This is a genomic window from Lawsonibacter sp. JLR.KK007 (assembly GCF_036941135.1).
Classification (GTDB): domain Bacteria; phylum Bacillota; class Clostridia; order Oscillospirales; family Oscillospiraceae; genus Lawsonibacter.
In genome coordinates this window covers 12233-31442 of sequence record NZ_JAYWSY010000002.1, presented here as the reverse complement: position 1 = coordinate 31442, position 19210 = coordinate 12233, and the positions used below count along the sequence as shown (strand labels likewise).

24 protein-coding genes are annotated in these 19210 nt (G+C 62.4%); 14 read left to right on the top strand and 10 right to left on the bottom strand.

What is annotated here, in order from left to right; genetic code table 11:
• Positions 1–14: 14 nt before the first annotated feature.
• From VV088_RS09790 to VV088_RS09780, 3 genes are all read right to left on the bottom strand, one after another.
• The gene (locus tag VV088_RS09790) at positions 15–1673 is read right to left on the bottom strand and encodes an RnfABCDGE type electron transport complex subunit D (RefSeq protein WP_334600497.1); all 1659 of its coding nucleotides are present in this window, start codon (positions 1671–1673) and stop codon (positions 15–17) included.
• Positions 1670–2995 (bottom strand): electron transport complex subunit RsxC, encoded by a 1326-nt coding sequence (gene rsxC / locus VV088_RS09785; protein ID WP_334600496.1) that lies wholly within the window; start codon positions 2993–2995, stop codon positions 1670–1672. Before rsxC ends, VV088_RS09790 begins: the two co-directional genes overlap by 4 nt.
• 158 nt (positions 2996–3153) lie before the next feature.
• On the bottom strand, positions 3154–3969 hold the full coding sequence (locus VV088_RS09780) for a hypothetical protein (protein ID WP_334600495.1): 816 nt from the start codon (positions 3967–3969) through the stop codon (positions 3154–3156).
• Positions 3970–4043: 74 nt separating this feature from the next.
• Here VV088_RS09780 and VV088_RS09775 point away from each other — a divergent pair, with 74 nt between their 5' ends.
• The 5 genes from VV088_RS09775 to VV088_RS09755 are packed head-to-tail and all read left to right on the top strand — an operon-like array spanning position 4044 to position 7574.
• Positions 4044–4550: a YqeG family HAD IIIA-type phosphatase gene (locus VV088_RS09775; RefSeq protein ID WP_334600494.1), complete on the top strand. Its 507-nt coding sequence runs from the start codon at positions 4044–4046 to the stop codon at positions 4548–4550.
• On the top strand, positions 4547–5410 hold the full coding sequence (locus VV088_RS09770; RefSeq protein WP_334600492.1) for a TIM barrel protein: 864 nt from the start codon (positions 4547–4549) through the stop codon (positions 5408–5410). The genes VV088_RS09775 and VV088_RS09770 overlap by 4 nt, the downstream gene beginning before the upstream one ends.
• A 30-nt stretch (positions 5411–5440) precedes the next feature.
• Entirely contained in the window at positions 5441–6505 is a 1065-nt protein-coding gene (locus VV088_RS09765) for a M24 family metallopeptidase (protein ID WP_334600491.1), read from the top strand.
• The gene (locus VV088_RS09760) at positions 6505–7020 is read left to right on the top strand and encodes an SLOG family protein (protein ID WP_334602058.1); all 516 of its coding nucleotides are present in this window, start codon (positions 6505–6507) and stop codon (positions 7018–7020) included. The genes VV088_RS09765 and VV088_RS09760 overlap by 1 nt, the downstream gene beginning before the upstream one ends.
• Positions 7017–7574, top strand: a complete 558-nt coding sequence (locus VV088_RS09755) for an epoxyqueuosine reductase QueH (RefSeq protein ID WP_334600490.1) — start codon at positions 7017–7019, stop codon at positions 7572–7574. The genes VV088_RS09760 and VV088_RS09755 overlap by 4 nt, the downstream gene beginning before the upstream one ends.
• Before the next feature lie 25 nt (positions 7575–7599).
• Here VV088_RS09755 and gltS read toward each other — a convergent pair whose 3' ends face one another.
• The 7 genes from gltS to infC form a co-directional block, all read right to left on the bottom strand.
• Positions 7600–8844, bottom strand: a complete 1245-nt coding sequence (gltS, locus tag VV088_RS09750) for a sodium/glutamate symporter (RefSeq protein ID WP_334600489.1) — start codon at positions 8842–8844, stop codon at positions 7600–7602.
• A 180-nt stretch (positions 8845–9024) separates the two neighbouring features.
• Entirely contained in the window at positions 9025–9861 is an 837-nt protein-coding gene (locus VV088_RS09745) for a DNA-binding domain-containing protein (RefSeq protein WP_334600488.1), read from the bottom strand.
• Positions 9858–11156, bottom strand: coding sequence for a sensor histidine kinase (locus VV088_RS09740; protein ID WP_334600487.1), 1299 nt, complete (start codon positions 11154–11156; stop codon positions 9858–9860). Before VV088_RS09740 ends, VV088_RS09745 begins: the two co-directional genes overlap by 4 nt.
• A gap of 112 nt (positions 11157–11268) precedes the next feature.
• The gene (locus VV088_RS09735) at positions 11269–12030 is read right to left on the bottom strand and encodes a hypothetical protein (protein WP_334600486.1); all 762 of its coding nucleotides are present in this window, start codon (positions 12028–12030) and stop codon (positions 11269–11271) included.
• 119 nt (positions 12031–12149) lie between these two features.
• Positions 12150–12506 (bottom strand): 50S ribosomal protein L20, encoded by a 357-nt coding sequence (gene rplT, locus VV088_RS09730; RefSeq protein ID WP_160571561.1) that lies wholly within the window; start codon positions 12504–12506, stop codon positions 12150–12152.
• Between the two features lie 21 nt (positions 12507–12527).
• The gene (gene rpmI, locus VV088_RS09725) at positions 12528–12740 is read right to left on the bottom strand and encodes a 50S ribosomal protein L35 (protein WP_251318643.1); all 213 of its coding nucleotides are present in this window, start codon (positions 12738–12740) and stop codon (positions 12528–12530) included.
• A gap of 20 nt (positions 12741–12760) precedes the next feature.
• Positions 12761–13297, bottom strand: a complete 537-nt coding sequence (gene infC / locus VV088_RS09720) for a translation initiation factor IF-3 (protein WP_442913175.1) — start codon at positions 13295–13297, stop codon at positions 12761–12763.
• 296 nt (positions 13298–13593) lie between these two features.
• Between infC and VV088_RS09715 the strand changes: the two genes are divergently transcribed.
• From VV088_RS09715 to VV088_RS09675, 9 genes are all read left to right on the top strand, one after another.
• Positions 13594–13845, top strand: a complete 252-nt coding sequence (locus VV088_RS09715) for a helix-turn-helix domain-containing protein (protein WP_334598898.1) — start codon at positions 13594–13596, stop codon at positions 13843–13845.
• Between the two features lie 21 nt (positions 13846–13866).
• Positions 13867–14091, top strand: coding sequence for a hypothetical protein (locus VV088_RS09710; RefSeq protein WP_334598897.1), 225 nt, complete (start codon positions 13867–13869; stop codon positions 14089–14091).
• Complete coding sequence (locus tag VV088_RS09705; protein WP_334598896.1) at positions 14064–14348, top strand: hypothetical protein; 285 nt, start codon at positions 14064–14066, stop codon at positions 14346–14348. The genes VV088_RS09710 and VV088_RS09705 overlap by 28 nt, the downstream gene beginning before the upstream one ends.
• Positions 14345–15043 (top strand): DUF5131 family protein, encoded by a 699-nt coding sequence (locus VV088_RS09700; protein WP_334598895.1) that lies wholly within the window; start codon positions 14345–14347, stop codon positions 15041–15043. The genes VV088_RS09705 and VV088_RS09700 overlap by 4 nt, the downstream gene beginning before the upstream one ends.
• Before the next feature lie 21 nt (positions 15044–15064).
• Positions 15065–16702, top strand: coding sequence for a hypothetical protein (locus VV088_RS09695; protein WP_334600484.1), 1638 nt, complete (start codon positions 15065–15067; stop codon positions 16700–16702).
• A gap of 4 nt (positions 16703–16706) precedes the next feature.
• Positions 16707–17459: a DNA cytosine methyltransferase gene (locus VV088_RS09690; RefSeq protein ID WP_334598893.1), complete on the top strand. Its 753-nt coding sequence runs from the start codon at positions 16707–16709 to the stop codon at positions 17457–17459.
• An 11-nt stretch (positions 17460–17470) separates the two neighbouring features.
• Positions 17471–17821 (top strand): hypothetical protein, encoded by a 351-nt coding sequence (locus VV088_RS09685; RefSeq protein ID WP_334598892.1) that lies wholly within the window; start codon positions 17471–17473, stop codon positions 17819–17821.
• 248 nt (positions 17822–18069) lie between these two features.
• Positions 18070–18315 carry a hypothetical protein gene (locus VV088_RS09680; protein WP_334598890.1) on the top strand — a complete coding sequence of 82 codons (246 nt, stop codon included), beginning with the start codon at positions 18070–18072 and terminating at the stop codon, positions 18313–18315.
• Between the two features lie 107 nt (positions 18316–18422).
• Positions 18423–19202: a radical SAM protein gene (locus VV088_RS09675; protein ID WP_334598889.1), complete on the top strand. Its 780-nt coding sequence runs from the start codon at positions 18423–18425 to the stop codon at positions 19200–19202.
• The last annotated feature ends 8 nt before the right edge of the window (positions 19203–19210 follow it).

Below are 19210 nucleotides of genomic sequence, written 5' to 3'. Positions count from 1 at the left end.
GGGCGGCCCTCCTTTTATTGCGTATCTTCATAGTCGATTTGTCCTGCGGTGTCCAGATTGGCCACAATGTTCAGCGCCCGGTTGACCCCGGCGGTGATGGCTTTGGAGGTGGCTGTCGCGCCGCTGACGGCGTCCACCGAGTTGCTGCCCGAGGTGCGGATGGTGCCCGAGCGGCCGATATACCGGGTCAGGGCGGCGGGGGTCATGGCGGTGGTGCCCACCCGGTCGGTCTCGCTGTGGCTCTCGATGGCCACGCCAGTGACCACGCCGTTCAGGTCCACCCCCACCGTCATGGTGATGGGGCCGCCGAAGCCCTGACTCTGCACCGAGACGCAGTAGCCCAGCAGAAGGCCGTCCTCATCGTACCCCGCCATGATGGACAGCGCGCCGGCGGCGTGATAGGGGGTTTCAGCGCCCACCACGGCCTGGGGCATGGCTTGGGCCAGAATCTCGTGCTGGGCCTGGATCTCCGCACGGGCGGTGTTCAGGTCGGTAAAGCGGTGGACGCCAAAGATCACGCCGCAGGTGACCACGAAGACCCCCGCGAAGGGCCCAGCCGTTTTCAGGGCGGCGCGGAGCAGGTCCAGATAGGCCTCGCCGGGGGCCTGGCCCTCCTGGGGATGGGGCAGCTGGAAGTTTACTCTGGGGCGGACAAATTTGATCTCCGCCAGGCTGGCCCGCATCTCCGCCAGCTTGGCCCTGGTGGCGGCAAAGTTGCCGATGCCGAACCGCCGGGGCAGGCCCAGCCGGTCCAGCAGCCAGACCATGCAGTTCATGGTGAGGATGGCCCAGCCCACCCCCTCGGGGTAGGGGCTGGAGGAGCGGAGCAGCACCGTCAGCAGGCCGCAGCCCACGCCGAACATCACATGCCCACGGGGGGTCACCGGGGAGGTGGCCGGATCGGTGGCAAAGAAGACCGCTCCCATCAGCAGGCCGCCGCCCATCAGCTGATAGGCGGTCCAGACCAGGGGAGAGGTCCCCTCCGGCGCGGACAGCAGGGCGACGGCGGCCACCGTTCCCAGATAGGCCAGCGGGACCCGCGGGGAGATGACCCGGCGCAGCAGCAGATAGACAAAGCCCAGCAACAGCATGAAGGCGGAGACCTCTCCCATACAGCCGCCCCGCTGGCCCAGAAACATCACGTCCAGAGCCAGGGGCGGGAGGACTCCCTCGTGGAGGTAGGCCATGGGCGTGGCGGCGGACACCGCGTCCACCGCGGTGAGGGACAGCTTCTGCATGGGCTGGGGCCAGGTGGTCATCAGCATGGGGAGGGTGCCGGCCAGCATCCGCCCGGCCAGGGCGGGGTTCATAAAGTTGCGGCCCATGCCGCCGTAGAACTGCTTGACCACAATGATGGCAAAGCAGGCCCCCATCACCGGCACCCAGTAGGGAGCGCTGGCGGGCAGGCTCAGGGCCAGCAGCAGCCCGGTGACGCAGGCGGACAGGTCGCCGATGGACTGCCTCTGCCGGGTGAGCAGGCGGTAGAGGGCCTCAAACAGGACGCAGGAACCCATGGACACGGCGGTGAGGACCAGCGCCCGGGGGCCGAAGAAGAAGACGGCCATACCCAGGGCGGGGGTGAGGGCCACCATCACGTCCAGCATCATGGCCCGTGTGGTGGAGGGCTGGCGCAGCTGAGGGGACATGCGCTTGGGAGCATAGCTGGCAGTCATGACGCGCTCCCCCCTCTCTTCAGCAGATTGGCCGCCTGGGCCACCGTCTCCACCAGCGGGATCTGGGCGGGACAGATGAAGGAGCAGCAGCCGCAGGCGTTGCAGTCCTCCAGATGGAATTTGGACAGCTTTTCCAGGTCTTGGTCCTCCAGGGCCCGGCGGATGATGGTGGGGGCCAGGTGCATGGGGCAGGCCCCCACGCACTTGCCGCAGCGGATGCATACCCCGCCGGGGACGTCGGGCTTGTGCTCCCACTCGGTGAGGCACACCAGGCTGTTGGTGTCCTTCATCACCGGGGCCTCCAGGTTGGGGAGGGGCACCCCCATCATGGGCCCGCCGGTGAGGATCAGGTCGGCCTCCTCCTTCAGCCCGCCGCAGGTCTCCAGCAGGTGGCGCAGGGGGGTGCCGATGGGTACCCACAGGTTCCGGGGCCGGGTGACGGCTCCGCCGGTGATGGTCACCGCCCGGTGGGTGAGGGGACGGCCCTGGAAGAGTGCGTCCTGAATGGCGAAGACAGTGGCCACGTTGAACACGGCGCAGGCCGCGTCGATGGCGGTGCCGCCCGGAGGGACCTCCCGGCCGGTGACGGTCTGGATGATCTGCTTTTCCGCCCCCAGGGGGTAGCAGGTGCGCACAGGGATAATCTGCACCCGGCCATTGCCCGAGCGGCGCAGGCGGCGCTCCACCGCCTCCACGGCGTTGAGCTTGTCCCCCTCGGTGACCACCGCCACCCGCTCGCACCGCAGGCAGCGGGCGATGGCCTGGGCACCCCGGAGGATGTGTTCGCTGCGCTCCAGCAGCAGGCGGTAGTCGGCGGTGACGTAGGGCTCGCACTCGGCCACGTTGACGATCAGGGTGTCCACCCTGCCGGCGGAGCGGGCGATCTTTTCCCAGGTGGGGAAGGCGCCGCCCCCCATGCCCACAATGCCGGCCCACTCCACCCGCTCCACCAGCTGTTCCAGGGTGAGCTGGCGGGGGTCCAGAGGGGCGGGGCGGCCCTCGTAATGCTCGCTGCGGTCATCGTTGTGGATGACGATGGCGGGGGAGCGCCTGCCCCAGGGGTGGGGGCGGTCCTCAATGGCGGCCACCCGGCCGGAGACGCTGGCAAAGGCAGCGGCGCCCGTCTGGCCCCGGCGGGCGATGGGCTGGCCCACCAGCACCGAGTCGCCGGGACCGACCATGGGGGTGGCGGGGCCGTCGGCGCACATCACCAGGGGGATGATGATCTCCTTGGGGGTGACCGAAAGCCGGGCCAGCGGCTTTCGGCGGGTCATCTCTTTTCGCGTGGCGGGGTATACCCCGCCGAAAAAGGAGTGGGTCATAAATTCTAAACCTCGCTTCGGCAAAATAAGCGGAATGTCTCAATAATAACACAGCTTACATCATAATCCAATTAAAGCCGTCTGTCAACGTTCATTCTGCCCAAGAAAACAAGGACCACCCCGCCGGATGGTCCTTGCAGTCCGAGTTTCTGGCCCGGTCAGCGCCGGAGGCTCCGCTGGCCCTGCTGCCGCGGCTCCGGCCTGCGCTGGATGCCCAGCTGGGCGGCGCAGGGGGATGCGGTCTCCCAGGGGATCAGGAAGGTACAGACCCCCAGCTTCCGTCCCACCTCCACCTTCCGCCGCAGGGTGTCGCTGTCGTCAAACAGGACGAAATGGGCCCCGTTCTCCCGGCTCATGTAGGTGAAGTAGCGGGCGCACAGGTCGCCGGAGAAGAAGATGGAGGGGGAGAGCCGCTGCTTCAGCGCCTCCAGCTCCTGCTCGGTGAGGGGCTGGCCGCTGCCGGTGGGGGAGGGCAGGAAAAAGTCCTCCGCCACCTTCTCCAGAGCCAGGGCTGTCCGGCTCTCGCCGAAGCGCTCCAGCGCCTCCTCCAGCCGCCGCTGGAGGGACCCGCCCGACAGGGCGGAGGGGATCATCACCCGGGCGTGGGGCGCGCTGGGGGCGTACCCCTCGGTGACGTACAGGGACCAGCCCCGGCGGGAGAACTGCTCATCCAGCTGGGAGGCGGTCTGCTCCAGAGGGGGCAGGCGGTTTTCAAAGTCCAGAATGGCCCCGGAGAAGCCCCTGGCCTGGCACTCCCGCATGATCTCCTGGCACAGCGGGCCGGTGGGGCCCAGGCCGTCGAAGTCCCGGTCGTCGATGACCATCAACCCGCCTTTGGGAGTGGTGCTGTCCGCACGGAACAGGTGGGGGCCCGGCCCGAGGCGGTAGGCCAGATGGGCGGGGGTGGCCTGCCAGCTCCGGAGGGCGGGCAGCTGCCGGGGCGGCAGGGTAATGATAAAGGTGTCCTGTGGCATGGAGCGACCCCCTTGTCCGAAATTTCAACCTGTGATATACTACACGGTATGAAAATGGACAGGAGGATAGAACCATGTCCTTATCACCCATCCCCCGGGGAGTTTATCCCTCGGTGACCGATATCTCTCCCAAGGCCCTGGCTGGAAAGGGCGTCAAGCTGGTGCTGGCCGACCTGGACAATACCCTGGTCCCCTACCAGGTGACGGAGCCCTCCCCGGCGGTGGCCGCCTGGAAGGAGGGGCTGGAGGCCCAGGGCATCCGGCTGTTCCTGCTGTCCAACAGCCGCAGGCCGGGCCGGGCCCAACGGTTTGCGGAGCGGCTGGGCATCCCCTATCAGGGCCACTCGGGCAAGCCGAAACGGGCGGGCTACCGGAGGGCCATGGAGCGGATGGGGGCCGCGCCTGAGGAGACCGTTATGGTGGGGGACCAGATCTTTACCGACATCCTGGGGGCCAACCGCGCCGGTGTGACCCCCCTGCTGGTGAAGCCCATCCGTCTGGCGGGCAATCCGGGGCGGTACCTCCGCTACGCGGTGGAGACGCCCTTCCGCCTGCTGGGGAAAAGGAGGCCCTTTCTATGAGCGCGAAATTCGGCCCGGCGGGCAACTGCGAGAGCTTTTCCAAGGTCCATAAATCCTCCCTGGCCGCCCCCCGATGGATCGCGGACTTCGGCCTGGACTGCTATGAGTACCAGTGCGGCAAGGGAGTCCACGTGGGGAAGGAGACCGCCGTCAAAATCGGGGAAAATGCCCAGGCGGCGGGGATCTCCTTGTCCCTCCACGCCCCCTACTTCATCAACCTGGCCAACCCGGACCGGGACGCCCTCCAAAAGACCATCGGCTACATTACCGCCGGCTGTCAGGCGGCGGACTGGATGGGGGCGAGACGGGTGGTCATCCACTCCGGGGCGCTGATGAAGCGCGAACGGGCCCAGGCGCTGGAAACCGCGAAAAAATCTCTGACCAAGGTCATTTCCGCCTGTGACAGTCAGGGCTTTTCCCATATCACCCTGTGTCCCGAGACCATGGGCAAGATCAACCAGCTGGGCGACCTGGACGAGGTGCTGGAGCTGTGCACCCTGGACGGGCGGCTGGTCCCCTGCATCGACTTCGGCCATCTGTACGCCCGCTCGTTGGGTGCGGACGACGGCCTGGAGGCGTTTTCCCGGATGCTGGACCGGGTGGAGGAGGTCCTGGGTCCGGAACGGGCCGCGTCGTTCCACAGCCACTTCTCCCACATCGAGTTCACCCCCAAGGGCGGGGAGAAGTGCCACCGCACCTTTGACGACGACGGCGGCTACGGCCCCGGCTGGACTCCCCTGGCCGCCGAGATTGCCCGCCGGGGGTGGTCGCCCACGTTCATCTGCGAGTCCGCCGGGACACAGGCGGAGGATGCCTTGACCATGAAGCACATCTATCAGAGCTTTACAGAGCTGTTTTAGAGCAAGAATTTAGGGAAGGGAACATTTGCCATGGATCACATCAAAACAATTGCCGCCCAGCTGCCGGAGTACGGCCTGGACGCCATGCTCATCACCAGCGAATCCGGGGAGCGGTACGCCCTGGGCTTCCACGGGGAGGGTCTGCTGCTGGTCACCCGGAACGGGGCCCGATACTCCACCGACGGCCGCTACATCGAGGCCGCCCGGGAGCAGATCACCGGGGCGGAGGTGGTCCTCGCCACCCCGGAGAAGGGGCATCTGGCCCTGGCCAAGGAGTATATCGAGGAAAAGGGCCTCCACAACATCGGCTTTGAGAGCGGGGCCATGACGGTGGACAGCCACCGAAGGTACGCCCAGGAGCTGACCGGCATCCTCACCCCGGCCCAGAAGTTGCTGGACAGCCTCCGGGCCTCCAAGGACGAGGGGGAGCTGGCCCTCATGCGCCGGGCCCAGGAGATCACCGACGAGTCCTTCCGGGCCATCCTCAACTTCATCCGCCCCGGCATGACGGAGCGGGAGATCGCCGCCCGGCTGGTCTACGAGCTGATGAGCCGGGGCGGAGATAAGGTATCCTTCGACCCTATCGTGGCGGCGGGGACCAACGGCTCCCGGCCCCATGCCGTCCCCGGCGACCAGGTGGTGGACACGGGCATGTTCATCACCATGGACTTTGGCTGCAAGGTGGAGGGCTACTGCTCCGACATGACCCGCACCGTGGCCCTGGGCCACCCCACCCAGGAGATGGAGGAGGTGTACAACGCCGTCCTGGCCGCCCAGAAAGCGGGGATCAACGCCGCCCGGGCGGGAGTCACCGGCCAGGAGATTGATGAGGCCGCCCGCCGGGTCCTCCGGGAGGCGGGCTATGGGGACTACTTTTCCCACAGCTTCGGCCACTCCCTGGGGGTGGACATCCACGAGTCCCCCAACGCCAGTTCCAAGGAGACCCGCCCCATGCCGGCGGGGGCCGTCATCTCCGCCGAGCCGGGAGTCTACCTCCCCGGACGGTTCGGCGTGCGCATCGAGGACGTGCTCATTCTCAAGGAGGGCGGCTGTGAGGACATCACCCGGTCGCCCAAGGACCTGATCGTACTGTGATGAACAAGGAAAAAACCTGCTGCTTCACCGGGCACCGGCCGGACAAGCTGCCCTGGGGGGAGGACGAGGCGGACCCCCGGTGCGCGCGGCTGAAGCGGAGCCTGGCGCAGGCAGTGGAGGACGCCTACGCGGCGGGCTTCCGCCACTTTATCAGCGGCATGGCACGGGGCTGCGACCTCTACTGCGCCGAGGCGGTGCTGGCGCTGCGGGAGCGGCACGGGGACGTCACCCTGGAATGCGCCCGGCCCTGCGAGACCCAGGCGAACAGCTGGCCGGAGGGGGAGCGGGATCGGTATCAGCAGATTCTGGACCAGTGCGACTTTGAAACGCTGGTCCAGCGGCGCTATGACCGCTTCTGCATGATGCGCCGCAACCAGTACATGGTGGACCGCTCCAGCCGTCTGATCGCCGTGTACAACGGCGTGCCCAAAGGGGGCACCTGCCAGACCCTGCGCTACGCCATGAAACGGGGGGTGGCCCCCTGCATTCTGGACCTGGAGGACTTTTGCCAATGAACACTCTGATGCACATCTGCTGCGCCCCCTGTGCCAACCAGCCCATCGCCCAGCTGCGGGAGGAGGGGACCTCCGTCACCGGCTTCTGGTTCAATCCCAACATCCACCCCTACACCGAGTACCAGGCCCGGAAGCGCACCCTGGAGGACTATTCCAGGGAGGCCGGCATGAAGCTGATCATCGGCGGGACCTACGATCTGCGGCCCTTCATCACCGCCGTGGCGGGGAATATCGACGGCCGGTGCTCCTACTGCTACCGGGTGCGGATGGAGGAGACGGCGAAATATGCCGCCGAAAACGGCTTTGACAGCTTTACCACCTCCCTGCTCATCTCCCCCTACCAGAACCACGAGGGCATCGCCGCCGCTGCCCGGGAGGCGGGGGAGAGGTACGGCGTGACCTTCCTCTACCGGGACTTCCGTCCCCTGTTCCAGGCGGGGCAGGAGTTCGCCCGGGAACACGGCTTCTATATGCAGAAGTACTGCGGCTGCATTTTCAGCGAGGAGGACCGCTATATGGCGGCCAAGCGGAAGAAAAAGTCCCGCCCCCAGTGAGGGGCGGGATTTTTTATGTACCAGCTCAGCCGAAGATGAGGGGCAGAACATTCAGGAAGATGGTAATGATAATGCCGTTGAAGAAGTCGATGAACAGGGAACCCACCAGAGGGACGATGAAGAAAGCCTGGGGCGCGGGACCGAACCGCTTGGTGATAGCCTGCATGTTGGCCATTGCGTTGGGGGTCGCGCCCATGCCAAAGCCGCAGAAAGCGGAGGTCATAACGGCGGCCTCATAGTCCCGGCCCATCACGTTGAACACCACAAATCGGGCGAAAAGGAACATCAGCACCACCTGGGCGGCCAGCATAACGACCATGGGAGCGGCCAGGTCGGCCAGCTGCCACAGCTTCAGAGACATGAGGGCGATAGCCAGAAAGATGGACAGAGACACGTTGCCCCACATGTCGATGGCCTTGGCGGGCAGAACGATGCGCTTGGCGTCGCAGAAGTTGCGGATGATGGCGGCGATGACCATGGCGCCAATGTAGGTGGGGAAGGTGAACTTGATTTCCTTGCCCATAAACACGATCTGGGCGTTGTTGAACATATTGGTAATCAGAGTGCCCAGACCAGAGGCCACCATCAGCAGGATAATGGCGTTGGTGAAGGCGTCGGCGTCCATCCGCTCAGCCTTGGCCTTCTCGGCCTCGGACTCGCCGTCCATCTCCTCAACTTCGGCGGCGCTCTCAACGGAGGTAAGACCCCGGCGGACGATGATGCTCCGAGCAGTAGGGCCGCCCATGAGGGAGCCGGCCACCAGGCCAAAGGTGGCGGCAGCCATCGCCATAACCTGCGCGCCGGCCAGCCCCATTTTCTCCAGTTCAGGACCGTAGGAGCCAGCAGTGCCGTGTCCGCCCACCATGGGGATGGAGCCGGCGGCTAGGCCGTAGCGGACGTCCAGCTGGAAGACTACGGCGATCAGAGGACTGATGATATCCTGAAGGATAACCATTACAATAGCGATAGCCAGGAAGGTAAATACCTTCTTGCCGCCCTTTTTCAGCAGGCGGAAGCAGGCGGTGTAGCCTACGCTGGTGAAGAACAGGGTCATGAAGTAGTCCTTCACATTTTCATCAAAGGACAGGGCCAGCACACCAGCCATGTACAGCAGCAGGTGGACGATGGCGAAGATCAGACCACCTACTACCGGAGCGGGGATACAGCAGGCCTTCAAAAATTGGACGCGGTTGGTGAGGAAGCGGCCCAGCACGAACAGAAGCATCGCTATGCCCGCCGTCTGGTACATGTTCAGGGTAATCTCTAACATGGTTCTCTCCTTCTTTCTCCAAGATTGTTTGGAACCGCCCTGGCTGGACGGGCCCTTATTTCCAAGGAAATTTTATGACCATACCGTCAAAAAGTTTCAAATTCTAACGGGGCCTGGAGAGATTCTACTAAAACCACAAAGGGATTTGTAAAAAAATGTGAGTATTGCACAAAGACGGGGTCAATCCTCCTCCACCAGGATGATGAGGCCGTCCAAAAACTTTTTCAGGCTGGCCTTGCCCCGGAGGCCCTTTCCCTGTTGGAACGCCATCTCCGCCCGGACCTCGTGAAAGGGGAACAGGCAGGTGGCGTAGCGGAGGAAAAATTCGTTGTTATAGTCCTCCAGCCCCAGGCTGGCGATGTGGCTCAGGCCCCGCTCCACCGCCCGGCGGATGCGCTGCTCGGTGGATTTGGGCGGGCCGGGGAGCCGGGCGCACAGGGTGGACACCCCCGTCTGGGAAACGCTGTCCCCCTCCTCCAGAAGGAGCATGCACAGGTCGACGATGTCCTTGGAGCCCTTTTCCCCCGCCATGCCCAGCTGGCTGAGAATGTGGGTCAGCTTCCTCCGGCGGCGCTCCGCCGGGTCCGGCCGGGGAGCAGGGGCCTCCCGGCCGGTGAAGACGCTCTGGATGGTTTTCAGAGCCCGCTCGTTGTCGATCTGCCTCTTCACGTTGGTGATGACCTGGCGGACCTCGATCAGGTTGATGGGCTTCTGGATGAAAAATTCCACCCCGGCAGTGTAGGCCTTGGCGATCATCTCCTTGGAGGAGACCTGGGAGATCATGATGAACTTGGCGCCGCAGCCCCGCTCCTTCAGCTCCCGCACCAACTGGATGCCGTCCTTGCCGGGCATGAGCAGGTCGATGAGGACCAGCTCCGGGTCCAGGGCCAGCACCCGGTCCAGGTCGGGCGCGCCGTCGCCGCTGTCGCCGCAGAGACTGCCCAGGCCGTTGCGCTCCACGATGTCCTCCAGAACACCGATGACGGAGAGGTCGTCCTCGATAATGTAGATCTTCATAGGTGATCGCCTCCTGTCACGGCCTTCAGCGGCAGGTCCACATGGAATGTGGTCCCCTGGCCCGGTTCCGACTCCACCTGGATGGAACCCTCCAGCTCGTCCACGATGTACTGGACGGCGGGTAGGCCCACGCCCCGGTTGATATCCCCGGTGGCCTCGTTGAATTTAGTGGAGTAGCCCACCTGAAACAGCATTTTCATGGCCCGGGGCGGGATGCCGGGGCCGTCGTCCGCCACGGTGAGGTGGAAGAGGCCCTTCTCCGCCGTGATGTCTAGCCGGACCGTCCCCCGGCCCCTGTCGGACTGGATGGCCTCCACCGCGTTGGCCACCAGGTTTTTCAGCACGGACAGCACCCGGTAGTGCTCCGCTACCGGGAGGTCCCGGTCGTAGCGGGACTCCAGGCGGATCTTCCCCTGGTGCTCCCCCAAAAGCTGGCGGTTGGACACCTCCAGAATGTACAGCAGGTCGGACAGAGTCATGGCCTGGTGGTCGTAGGCTTCGGCCACGTCCTCCTCCAGCCCCCGGATGATGCGCAGGTTGTCCTTTTTCACCTCGTGGACGTCTCGGGCGATGGAGAGCGCCAGGGCGGTGAGCCCCTCGGGGGAGGACCGGCCCTCCAGCCGCTCGTAGAGCTGGTAGGCGTTGGACATGACGCCCTCAATGTTCTCGGCATCCTTTTTGAGGAAATACAGCTCGGTCTTCAGGTTGGCGGTCATGAGGAAGAGGCGGCGGTACCGCTGCTCGTGTTCCGAGCGCAGGAGCAGCTGCCGGTAGCCCTGTCCCGCCCAGAGGAGGGCGCAGGCGGTGAGGGCCCGGACCAGGGCCAGTCCCGCCAGGGGCAGAACGGCGGGAAGCTTGGTAAAGTGGCTGGACAGCCACAGGTTAAGCAGGTTGGAGATAAAGTCACACAGCCACAGGGCGAGTCCCAGCCTCAGGGGCGGGGCGGTCTGGCACTCCCGGACCAGCAGACAGAGGAGGGCGTCGTAGCACAGATAAAACACCCCGCCGGGGTACTCGATGAGCAGGGCGTGGGAGAGGGCCATACCGCCCAGCAGGTCGAAGGCCACCCGGATGAGCAGGACGCACAGGCCGGTGGCCAGGCCGGTGTCCGGTCCGCGGCGGTCCTCCATAAGGGTGACCAGCAGGACGGGATAGAGGATGGCGGCGGCGGATACCCGGAAGCCCTCCGCCCACAGGGACAGGTAGATCTGGCTGGTGAGGGCCACCACCACTCCGGTGAGCAGCTGCCGCTGCCGGACAGTCAGCCGCAGGTCATGAAATTTCACCAGCTCCATGAGGGCCTCCTCTCCGGCGCGTTTTACTTGACTCTATCATAAGGGATACCGGCGGATTTTGCAAGTCCCATCCAAAACACGCACCCCTTTCGGGGTGCGTGTTCGGCGGCAGTCAGGCCCGCATGTCAAACCTGCGGAGGGCCTGTGCGCATTTGTCAATACCGTCCAGCAGTCCGCTGGTGAGGATTCGATCAAACTTCTCATTTCTGTAATCGACCGCTCCGACGGGACGTTTCTGGTCCGGGAATATGGCCGCTTCCTGACAGACTGAGGTCTCATACCGGGAGACCTGCGTTTGTCCGCCGCCGGACTGGGAGATGGTGAGGGCGGAGTGGTATCCGCGGATCGCGGTCGTGGTGCAGGGGCCGAACTGGGCCAGAGCAAGGGACCCGTCCGTATTCTTGTGGGCCGGAATATACCAGTCGGGCGCCCCGCTCATATGGAGGCTGTATGCGGCCTGCTGCAGCTCGGTTTTCAGCTGGCTGCCGTCCGTCCAGCTGTAAACCGCCTTCGTGGTGATGCTGGCGCGGGCATAGGAGCTGCCGGAAAACACTCCAAGTCCAGTGTAGGAAGTGGTATAGGTGGCCTCGTGGACCACATCAAAAAATGTGTGCTGATAGTTCCCGGCCACCGTGGTTACACTGGCATTGCTTGACAGCTTGGTGCTGGTGACAGCTTTCTGCACAGAGACGCTGCCATAACCCAGAATACCGGCGCTGCGCAGCCGTTCCGCCTGCTCCGGCGTGGGCGGCTTGGACAGGTCGATCACATCGGTCTTTGGCGCTGGCGCGTCCGCTTTGACGGTCACGGTCTGTCCGGCAGGAGTGCTTCTGGTCGAGGTCATGGACAACAAGCGAATGGGCGTCTCAATCATAAGATTCCTCCAGTCGAATGTTTTTAGAACGTTCTGTATTCATTATCGGAAGATTTTCCTGAAAGTTAAGGGAGGAATACAAAAGAGCGCCCCCAGTTGGGGACGCTCTGAACAACAAATCAAGCCAGGGCCTTTTTGGCGGTGTCGGTGAGCTGGGTAAAAGCGGCCTTGTCGTTGACGGCCATCTCAGCCAGCATTTTCCGGTTGATGATGATGCCGGCCTTCTTCAGGCCGTTCATGAAGGTGGAGTAATTCATGCCGTTCATCTTGCAGCCGGCGTTGATGCGGGTGATCCACAGCTGGCGGAAGTCGCGCTTCTTCAGCTTGCGGCCGGTGTAGGCGTATACGCCGGATTTCATCACGGCCTGGTTGGCCATCTTGAAGTGCTTGGACTTGGAACCCCAGTAGCCCTTGGCCATCTTCAGAATCTTATTTCTTCTCTTGCGCGTCATCATCGCGCCCTTCACTCTTGCCATTCTTCGTTCCCTCCCTCTGTCTTACTTGTACAGGATCATGCGCTTGACAGCGGCCTCGTTGGTCTTGTCAGCGATGGTGGTGCCGCGCAGGGCCCGCTTCAGCTTGGTGGTCTTGCCGTGGCCGTTGAGCAGGTGACGCTTCTTGGTCATAGCCCGCTTGACCTTGCCGGTGCCGGTGAGAGAGAAACGCTTTTTGGCGCCGCTGTGCGTCTTGATCTTGATCTTCTTCGCCATAACAGTTTGAACTCCTTTACTTACTTTTTGTCCTTGGCAGGCTTGGGGGAGAGGAAAATGGACATATGCCGTCCCTCCAGCTTGGGGGACTTGTCCATTGCGGCGATCTCGCCGCACTCCTCCGCAAACTTGAGCAGCAGCTCCTGGCCGATGTTGGTGTGGGCCATCTCCCGCCCGCGGAAGCGGACGGTGACCTTGCACCGGTTTCCCTCTGCCAGGAATTTCTGAGCATTACGCAGCTTCACATTGAAGTCGTTTACATCGATGCCGGGAGACATGCGGATCTCCTTGATCTCCACCACCCGCTGATTCTTGCGGGCTTCCTTCTCGCGCTTGGTCTGCTCGAACCGGTACTTGCCGTAGTCCATGAGCTTGCATACCGGAGGGACGGCATTCGGGGAAATTTTCACCAGATCTAAACTCCGCTCCTCGGCCAGGCGCAGGGCCTCCTGAGAGGACATGATGCCCAGCTGCTCGCCGGATTCAGAGATCAGGCGTACTTCTTTATCCCGGATATCTTCATTGGTTTGATGACCTGTGTTAGCGATGGGAAGCACCTCCAAACAAAATAAAATGTGGGCTGCCGATATGGCCCCCACATCACAACAAAACAGCACCGGATGCTCCGGCGGTGTTATTCCATGTTGACCCTTTGGCTCTGGCCTGGGGTGAGGACGGGGGAACCGTACCTGCTTTTTTGTGCAAAGTGGATTATAGCATTGAATCGGACGGGTGTCAAGGATATTTTTTCACTTTTTTCGCCCGGTGTTGATTTACCATTGAAGTGCGAAAGCTCGAAAGAGCTCGACGCACTTCAATTTTTTTATGCTTTTGGGAAAGGAGGACGGGGAACATGGGCCGAAAGCTCCGCTATCTCGGGCCGACTGAGCGGGCAGAAATTGAGAAGCTCCACAACGGAGGAGCCCCGGCGGCAAAGATTGCCGAGAGGATCGGCTATCACACGGCGACGATTTACAGAGAACTCCCCAACGGATACACCGGGGCCGTAGACGAGTATGGTCGGCGGGTGTATAGCGCCGAGGTCGCACAGCGGACCTTTGAGAGGAACATCAAGCGCCGGGGCGAGCGGGCCCCGGTAAACTAAAGAAAAGGAGATTGCTATACCGTGAAGAATACCGACAACAACATTTTGACCACCCTCCGGGGCTATTTCCTCCTCGCGGCGGCGGACCTCGCCCTCTATCCCGAGGGATCGCCGGAACATATCCGGGCGGAGCACTCGGCGGCGAACACCTCACGGACGGTTTTCGAGCTTTTCGGGGCCGCGGCGGCGGAGGCTTTGAGAGAGGAGGCGGTCCAGAAATGGCCGAAACTCGGCGGGATCGCGTGACCCTGGCCGCCCTCCTTGCCGTCCTCCAGGACGGGGACCGCGTCTTTATAGTCCACCGCATGGGCCCGCATGAGTGCGAGGGCGTGGCCGGAGGAACAGCCCAGGAGCTCCGCTCTACCCGTTGCGTGGAGGTATGCGGGGACAACATGGTCGAGCGCATCGCCCTGGACCTGGACGAATGGCCGGAGGTATGGCCGAGCGACGACCCGGCCCCGGTCCTGGTTATCACCATCGGCGGGAAGGAGGCGGAGAGGTGAACCAAACAAAAATTGAGTGGTGCGACAAGACCTTAAACCCGGTTGTCGGGTGCTCCTATGGTTGCCCGTACTGCTACGCCCGGAGGATCAACGCCCGTTTTCACTATGTACCGGATTTTTCGGAGCCGCAGTTTTTCCCGGAGCGCCTGGAGCAACTGAAAAGCAAAAAGCCCGCGAAAGTGTTCCTCACCTCTATGAGCGACCCGGCGGACTGGAGGCAGACATGGGCCGCCGCCGTCTTGGACGCGATCGAGAAAAATCCACAGCATGAGTATTTATTGTTATCCAAACGCCCGGAGGCGTACATGAATTTATTCCCGATATGGCGGCACATCTACGGGGACCTCAAAAATATATGGTACGGCGTCACCGTGACGAGCTATCGGGACCTCCACAAGATCGCAGACCTCCCGCTCTACGGAAAGCGGTTTATCAGCTTTGAGCCGCTCCTCGGCTCGGCGGACCCTCGGCTCCGCCCGGTAAAATGTGCGGTCCCGTGGATAGATTGGGCCATCATAGGAGCGGAGACCGGGCCGGGAGCAAGCGCCCGCCGCCCTCGGCGGGAATGGGTGGAGGAGATTGTTTCCTATTGCGACGAGACGGGTGTCCCCGTATTTATGAAAGATTCCCTCCTCCCCGTGGTCGGGACGGAAGGAATGAGGCGGGATTTTCCAGATCCCCTAATGTGGATATAAACGAAAGGAGATTGCTATACCATGAAAGCTCTTGTAATGACAGCCCAGGACGCCCGGGAGTTTGAAAAGCTCGGCGGCCTCACCATCACGAAACCGATCAAGCCCGCGCCCGCCGCCTATGTTGAGGGGGCAAAAATGGAGGAGGCGGCCCCCGGGCGCTGGAACCTGATCCGGGAGGGCGTGATCTACGCACACGACGGCGGGGCCACCTTTACGACGCCCGTCAACGCCGGGGACATTGTTTTCCTCCGGGAGCCGTGGGCCCGCCTCAAGAACCCGGCGAACGGGGAGCCCTCGGACCGCGTGATCCTCGCGGCGGATTCCACCGTTGCGGAGGGACAGACCGCCTATAAGTGGGCCTCCCCCGTATCCATGCCGGAGTCGGCGGCCCGCCGCTTTGCCGTTGTGAGCAAGGTCGAGCCCATCTATAACGAAAATGTCGCCGTTTGGTCTATCACGCTGGAGGCCGTCACAAAGGCCGCGGCGGAGGCCGGAGAGGCCGGGGCGCTCCCCTACTCCGACGCGCCCAGCCCGGAGGAGGGCTCCAGCTATTTTACATACGCCGGGGACATGAGCCCGGAGGATCACGAGCGCATGATCGCCGCGATCAACCAGGACCGGGCCCGCCTCGCCGAAGTGCAAGATCGGTTAATCAGGATTGACAACCGCCGCCGGGAGCTGGCCTATCTCAATTTCGAGGGCCGGGACAAGGTGGACCCGAACGACCGCGCCGCCCTCCAGGAGGAGGACGCCACCCTGGACGCCGAACAGGCGGAGCTTGCAAGAGAGGAGGCGGAACTCCGCCACGCCCTGGAGGACGCCGGAGCCCCGGCACCTACCACAGCAGACCGCGCCCGGGAAAAGCTCGCGGCGATCCGCTCCCGCCGCGGCGAGATCGCTAATTTCGACGCCGAAACGAAGGTATCAAACAATTACGATATTGAGGAGGCGCGGCTAATCCAGGAGGAGCGGGACCTCTCCGCATACCTGGAGGGGCTCACTGCGGCGGAGGGTGGTCCGACCGGGGAGGAGCCGCCCGCCGGGGAAAGCGAACAAACCACGCTTGACGCCCAGGAGGACGAGGAGGTCGGCTCCTTCACCTTTGGCAAGTGTAACTATTGCGGGCGAGAGTGGGGCGTTACCCTGGAGGGCGCAAAGGGCGGCGGTTATCCCACACAGCGGACGGCCAACGCCGCCGCGACCCGCGTTTGTGATTGCCCGGAGGCCGTGGAGAACCGAAAGCCGGAGGTCGGCGTCGCCTTTGCCGTCACGACGGGGGCGTGTAAGTATTGCGGCCAACTCCAGGAGGTGGGCCCCCATCCGTCCCAGGCGGCGGCGGACGAGACGGCGACGGAGGTTTGCTCCTGCCCGAGCGCCCGGACGGCCCGCCGCACGGCGGAACAGATCGAGGACGCCCGGGACCGTGTAAACCGCCTTTTCGGGGAGAGGGCCGAGGACCTCGGCTTTAAGCCGATCGCCGGGGACGGCGCGATCGAACTCCTGGAGCGTGTGGTCGAGCTGATCGCCCGGGGGCCGATTTCCTCGGCGTCCCTCAATATCCGGGGCCAGTGTAAAGCGAAATTCTCCATTACCAGCAAGGGCAAAATCAAGGTATCCAGGAGCGAAACCCGCTCTTGCGATCTTGAGGCCGGAGAGTGATCTCATGGAAAACCTCTCTATATTTGATTTGACGCCGGGAGGGGAGCAATTCAAGCCGGAAAAATCGACGGATTGGAAATGGAGATTTTCAGACTATCCGAGGGAAAAGAACGGGTTAAAAGTATTTTCGTGTTTCGCTTGTGGCGGCGGGTCGACTATGGGCTACAAGCTCGCCGGGTGCGACGTTCTCGGGTGTGTGGAAATTGATCCCCGTATGAATGAGGTCTATGTGAGGAACCACGCCCCAAAATACAACTACCTCATGGACATACGGGAGTTTAACCGGCTCCCGGCCGAGGAGATTCCCGGGGAGCTTTTTGAGCTGGACATTCTGGACGGCTCCCCGCCGTGTACCACATTCTCCGTCGCCGGGAAAAGGGCGGAAACATGGGGGAAAGCGAAAAAATTCCGGGAAGGACAAAAGGAACAGACCCTCGACGATCTCCCGTTTGTATTCATTGAGACGGTAGAAAAGCTCCGCCCGCGGTGCGTGATCCTGGAAAACGTCGAGGGGCTGATTATGGGCGAGGCGTGGGGGTATGTCCAGGAGATTTACAAGCGCCTCAAGAAAGCGGGGTACAAGGTCCACCATTGGCTCCTCAAGGGTGAAAACATGGGAGTCCCACAAACGAGACATAGAGTTTTTTCGTGGGAATACGGAACGACCTCGGCGTCGATCCGGTCGATCTCGATATGTCATTTTATTATGAGCCGGTGCGTTTTCGGGAGATCAAGTCGGGAGAGGGCGGAGCGGTAGGACGGGAAAGTATGTCGTTTCGGGCCTTGCAAAAGGCGACACCGGAGGACAAAGACCTCGCCGCCGTATATAAGCGGATCGGGGAGCGGGAGCGTTGCTTTACGACCCGGATCGTATGGGAGGACGATATACCGCCAACGCTCACAGCGAGGACGGACCAATACCGGGGAGAGGAGAAAACACGGGTAAGCATTGAGGACCTGATCCATATACAGACATTCCCGGAGGATTTCGACTTTATCAGAAATACCTATTACCGGGCCCTCTATGTTTGCGCTATGTCCGTCCCGCCCGTAATGATAAAGCGGATCGTATCCAGGTTAATTGAGGCCGGGGTATTTGAGAAGGGAGCGACGCCGTGATTTGGGAATTGAGCTATAAAGCAGACCCGCGGGCCCGGGAAGTGGCGGACCGACACTATAACAGGCAAAAGCCGGGGACACCTCAATTTGTGCCACCGGGCCGCGCCCTTGTGCTTTACACGGAGACGGAGACCGGGAGGGCATTTTGGGTAACGTCCTACCCATTCGCTCAATATGTGCGCCACGCATGGGCGGGCGCGTGGGTATGCTCGGCCTTTAGGAATGAGGGCGCAGGCGTGGCCTCCGAAATGATCCGGGACGCAGTAGCCGCGACGCGGGCTTATTTCGGAGAGCCGCCAGACCTCGGCCTCGTGACCTTTATCGACCGCCGAAAAGTGCGCCCGACAATGGTCCACGGCCTCAAGACATGGGGGTACACCTACAAGCTCGCCGGATTCCGGGAAGTCGGAGAAACAAAAGGCGGCCTTCTCGCCCTCCAGTTACTTCCGGGGGATATGCCGCCGCCGGAGGCGGCGAGGGAGACGCCGCCGTGAGAATTGGCTTAATCGACGTGGACGGCCACAACTGGCCGTCCCTCCCGCTTATGAAAATATCCGCATACCACAAGGCGAAGGGCGACAAGGTCGAGCTGTGGTTTCCTATGAACCATTACGACAAGGTCTATATGAGTAAGGTTTTCCCAGGCTCGGCGGACGTGGACTCCGTCATATACGCCGGCGAGATCGAGCGGGGCGGGACGGGCTATTTCTATCCAGACGGCGGCCCGCCCCTACCGGAGGAGATCGAGCACATATTCCCGGACTATGGCCTATATCCAGAGGCCACGGCGGGGCGGGCTTATGGATTCCTGACCCGCGGCTGTCCCCGTCAATGCAGATTCTGCATTGTGGGAAAAAAGGAGGGGACAACCTCCCGGCAAATCGCCGATCTCTCCGAGTTTTGGAACGGACAACGGGAAATTAAGCTCCTCGACCCTAACATTTTAGCGTGTAAGGATCGGGAACGGCTTCTCCAAGAGCTCGCCGCCTCCGGCGCGTGGGTGGACTTCACCCAAGGGCTCGATATTCGCTTGATCGAGGGCGTCGAGGACCTCGTAACAGCTATAAAAATAAAACGGATTCATTTCGCGTGGGACAACCCGGAGCAGAATTTGAGGCCGTATTTTGAAAAATTCCGTAAAAAGTGCGATCTCAACTATTCAAAACTCGGCGTCTATGTCCTTGTAAATTTCAACTCAACACAGGAGCAGGATTTAGAGAGGGTCTATTTTCTCCGCGATCTCGGATATGACCCCTATGTCATGGTGTACGAAAAAGAAACCGCTCCGCGGGAGATAAAGCTCCTCCAGAGGTGGGTAAATAATCGGTTTATTTTCCGGTCGTGCCCGCGTTTTGAGGACTACGACCCGCGGCGGAGATAGGAGGGAAC

Excerpts from the sequence above, each read along its gene's own strand:
- VV088_RS09790 (WP_334600497.1), bottom strand. The coding sequence starts at position 1,673 with ATGACTGCCAGCTATGCTCCCAAGCGCATGTCCCCTCAGCTGCGCCAG.
- rsxC (WP_334600496.1), bottom strand. The coding sequence starts at position 2,995 with ATGACCCACTCCTTTTTCGGCGGGGTATACCCCGCCACGCGAAAAGAG.
- VV088_RS09780 (WP_334600495.1), bottom strand. The coding sequence starts at position 3,969 with ATGCCACAGGACACCTTTATCATTACCCTGCCGCCCCGGCAGCTGCCC.
- VV088_RS09775 (WP_334600494.1), top strand. The coding sequence starts at position 4,044 with ATGTCCTTATCACCCATCCCCCGGGGAGTTTATCCCTCGGTGACCGAT.
- VV088_RS09770 (WP_334600492.1), top strand. The coding sequence starts at position 4,547 with ATGAGCGCGAAATTCGGCCCGGCGGGCAACTGCGAGAGCTTTTCCAAG.
- VV088_RS09765 (WP_334600491.1), top strand. The coding sequence starts at position 5,441 with ATGGATCACATCAAAACAATTGCCGCCCAGCTGCCGGAGTACGGCCTG.
- VV088_RS09760 (WP_334602058.1), top strand. The coding sequence starts at position 6,505 with ATGAACAAGGAAAAAACCTGCTGCTTCACCGGGCACCGGCCGGACAAG.
- VV088_RS09755 (WP_334600490.1), top strand. The coding sequence starts at position 7,017 with ATGAACACTCTGATGCACATCTGCTGCGCCCCCTGTGCCAACCAGCCC.
- gltS (WP_334600489.1), bottom strand. The coding sequence starts at position 8,844 with ATGTTAGAGATTACCCTGAACATGTACCAGACGGCGGGCATAGCGATG.
- VV088_RS09745 (WP_334600488.1), bottom strand. The coding sequence starts at position 9,861 with ATGAAGATCTACATTATCGAGGACGACCTCTCCGTCATCGGTGTTCTG.
- VV088_RS09740 (WP_334600487.1), bottom strand. The coding sequence starts at position 11,156 with ATGGAGCTGGTGAAATTTCATGACCTGCGGCTGACTGTCCGGCAGCGG.
- VV088_RS09735 (WP_334600486.1), bottom strand. The coding sequence starts at position 12,030 with ATGATTGAGACGCCCATTCGCTTGTTGTCCATGACCTCGACCAGAAGC.
- rplT (WP_160571561.1), bottom strand. The coding sequence starts at position 12,506 with ATGGCAAGAGTGAAGGGCGCGATGATGACGCGCAAGAGAAGAAATAAG.
- rpmI (WP_251318643.1), bottom strand. The coding sequence starts at position 12,740 with ATGGCGAAGAAGATCAAGATCAAGACGCACAGCGGCGCCAAAAAGCGT.
- VV088_RS09715 (WP_334598898.1), top strand. The coding sequence starts at position 13,594 with ATGGGCCGAAAGCTCCGCTATCTCGGGCCGACTGAGCGGGCAGAAATT.
- VV088_RS09705 (WP_334598896.1), top strand. The coding sequence starts at position 14,064 with ATGGCCGAAACTCGGCGGGATCGCGTGACCCTGGCCGCCCTCCTTGCC.
- VV088_RS09695 (WP_334600484.1), top strand. The coding sequence starts at position 15,065 with ATGAAAGCTCTTGTAATGACAGCCCAGGACGCCCGGGAGTTTGAAAAG.
- VV088_RS09690 (WP_334598893.1), top strand. The coding sequence starts at position 16,707 with ATGGAAAACCTCTCTATATTTGATTTGACGCCGGGAGGGGAGCAATTC.
- VV088_RS09685 (WP_334598892.1), top strand. The coding sequence starts at position 17,471 with ATGTCGTTTCGGGCCTTGCAAAAGGCGACACCGGAGGACAAAGACCTC.
- VV088_RS09680 (WP_334598890.1), top strand. The coding sequence starts at position 18,070 with ATGATCCGGGACGCAGTAGCCGCGACGCGGGCTTATTTCGGAGAGCCG.
- VV088_RS09675 (WP_334598889.1), top strand. The coding sequence starts at position 18,423 with ATGAACCATTACGACAAGGTCTATATGAGTAAGGTTTTCCCAGGCTCG.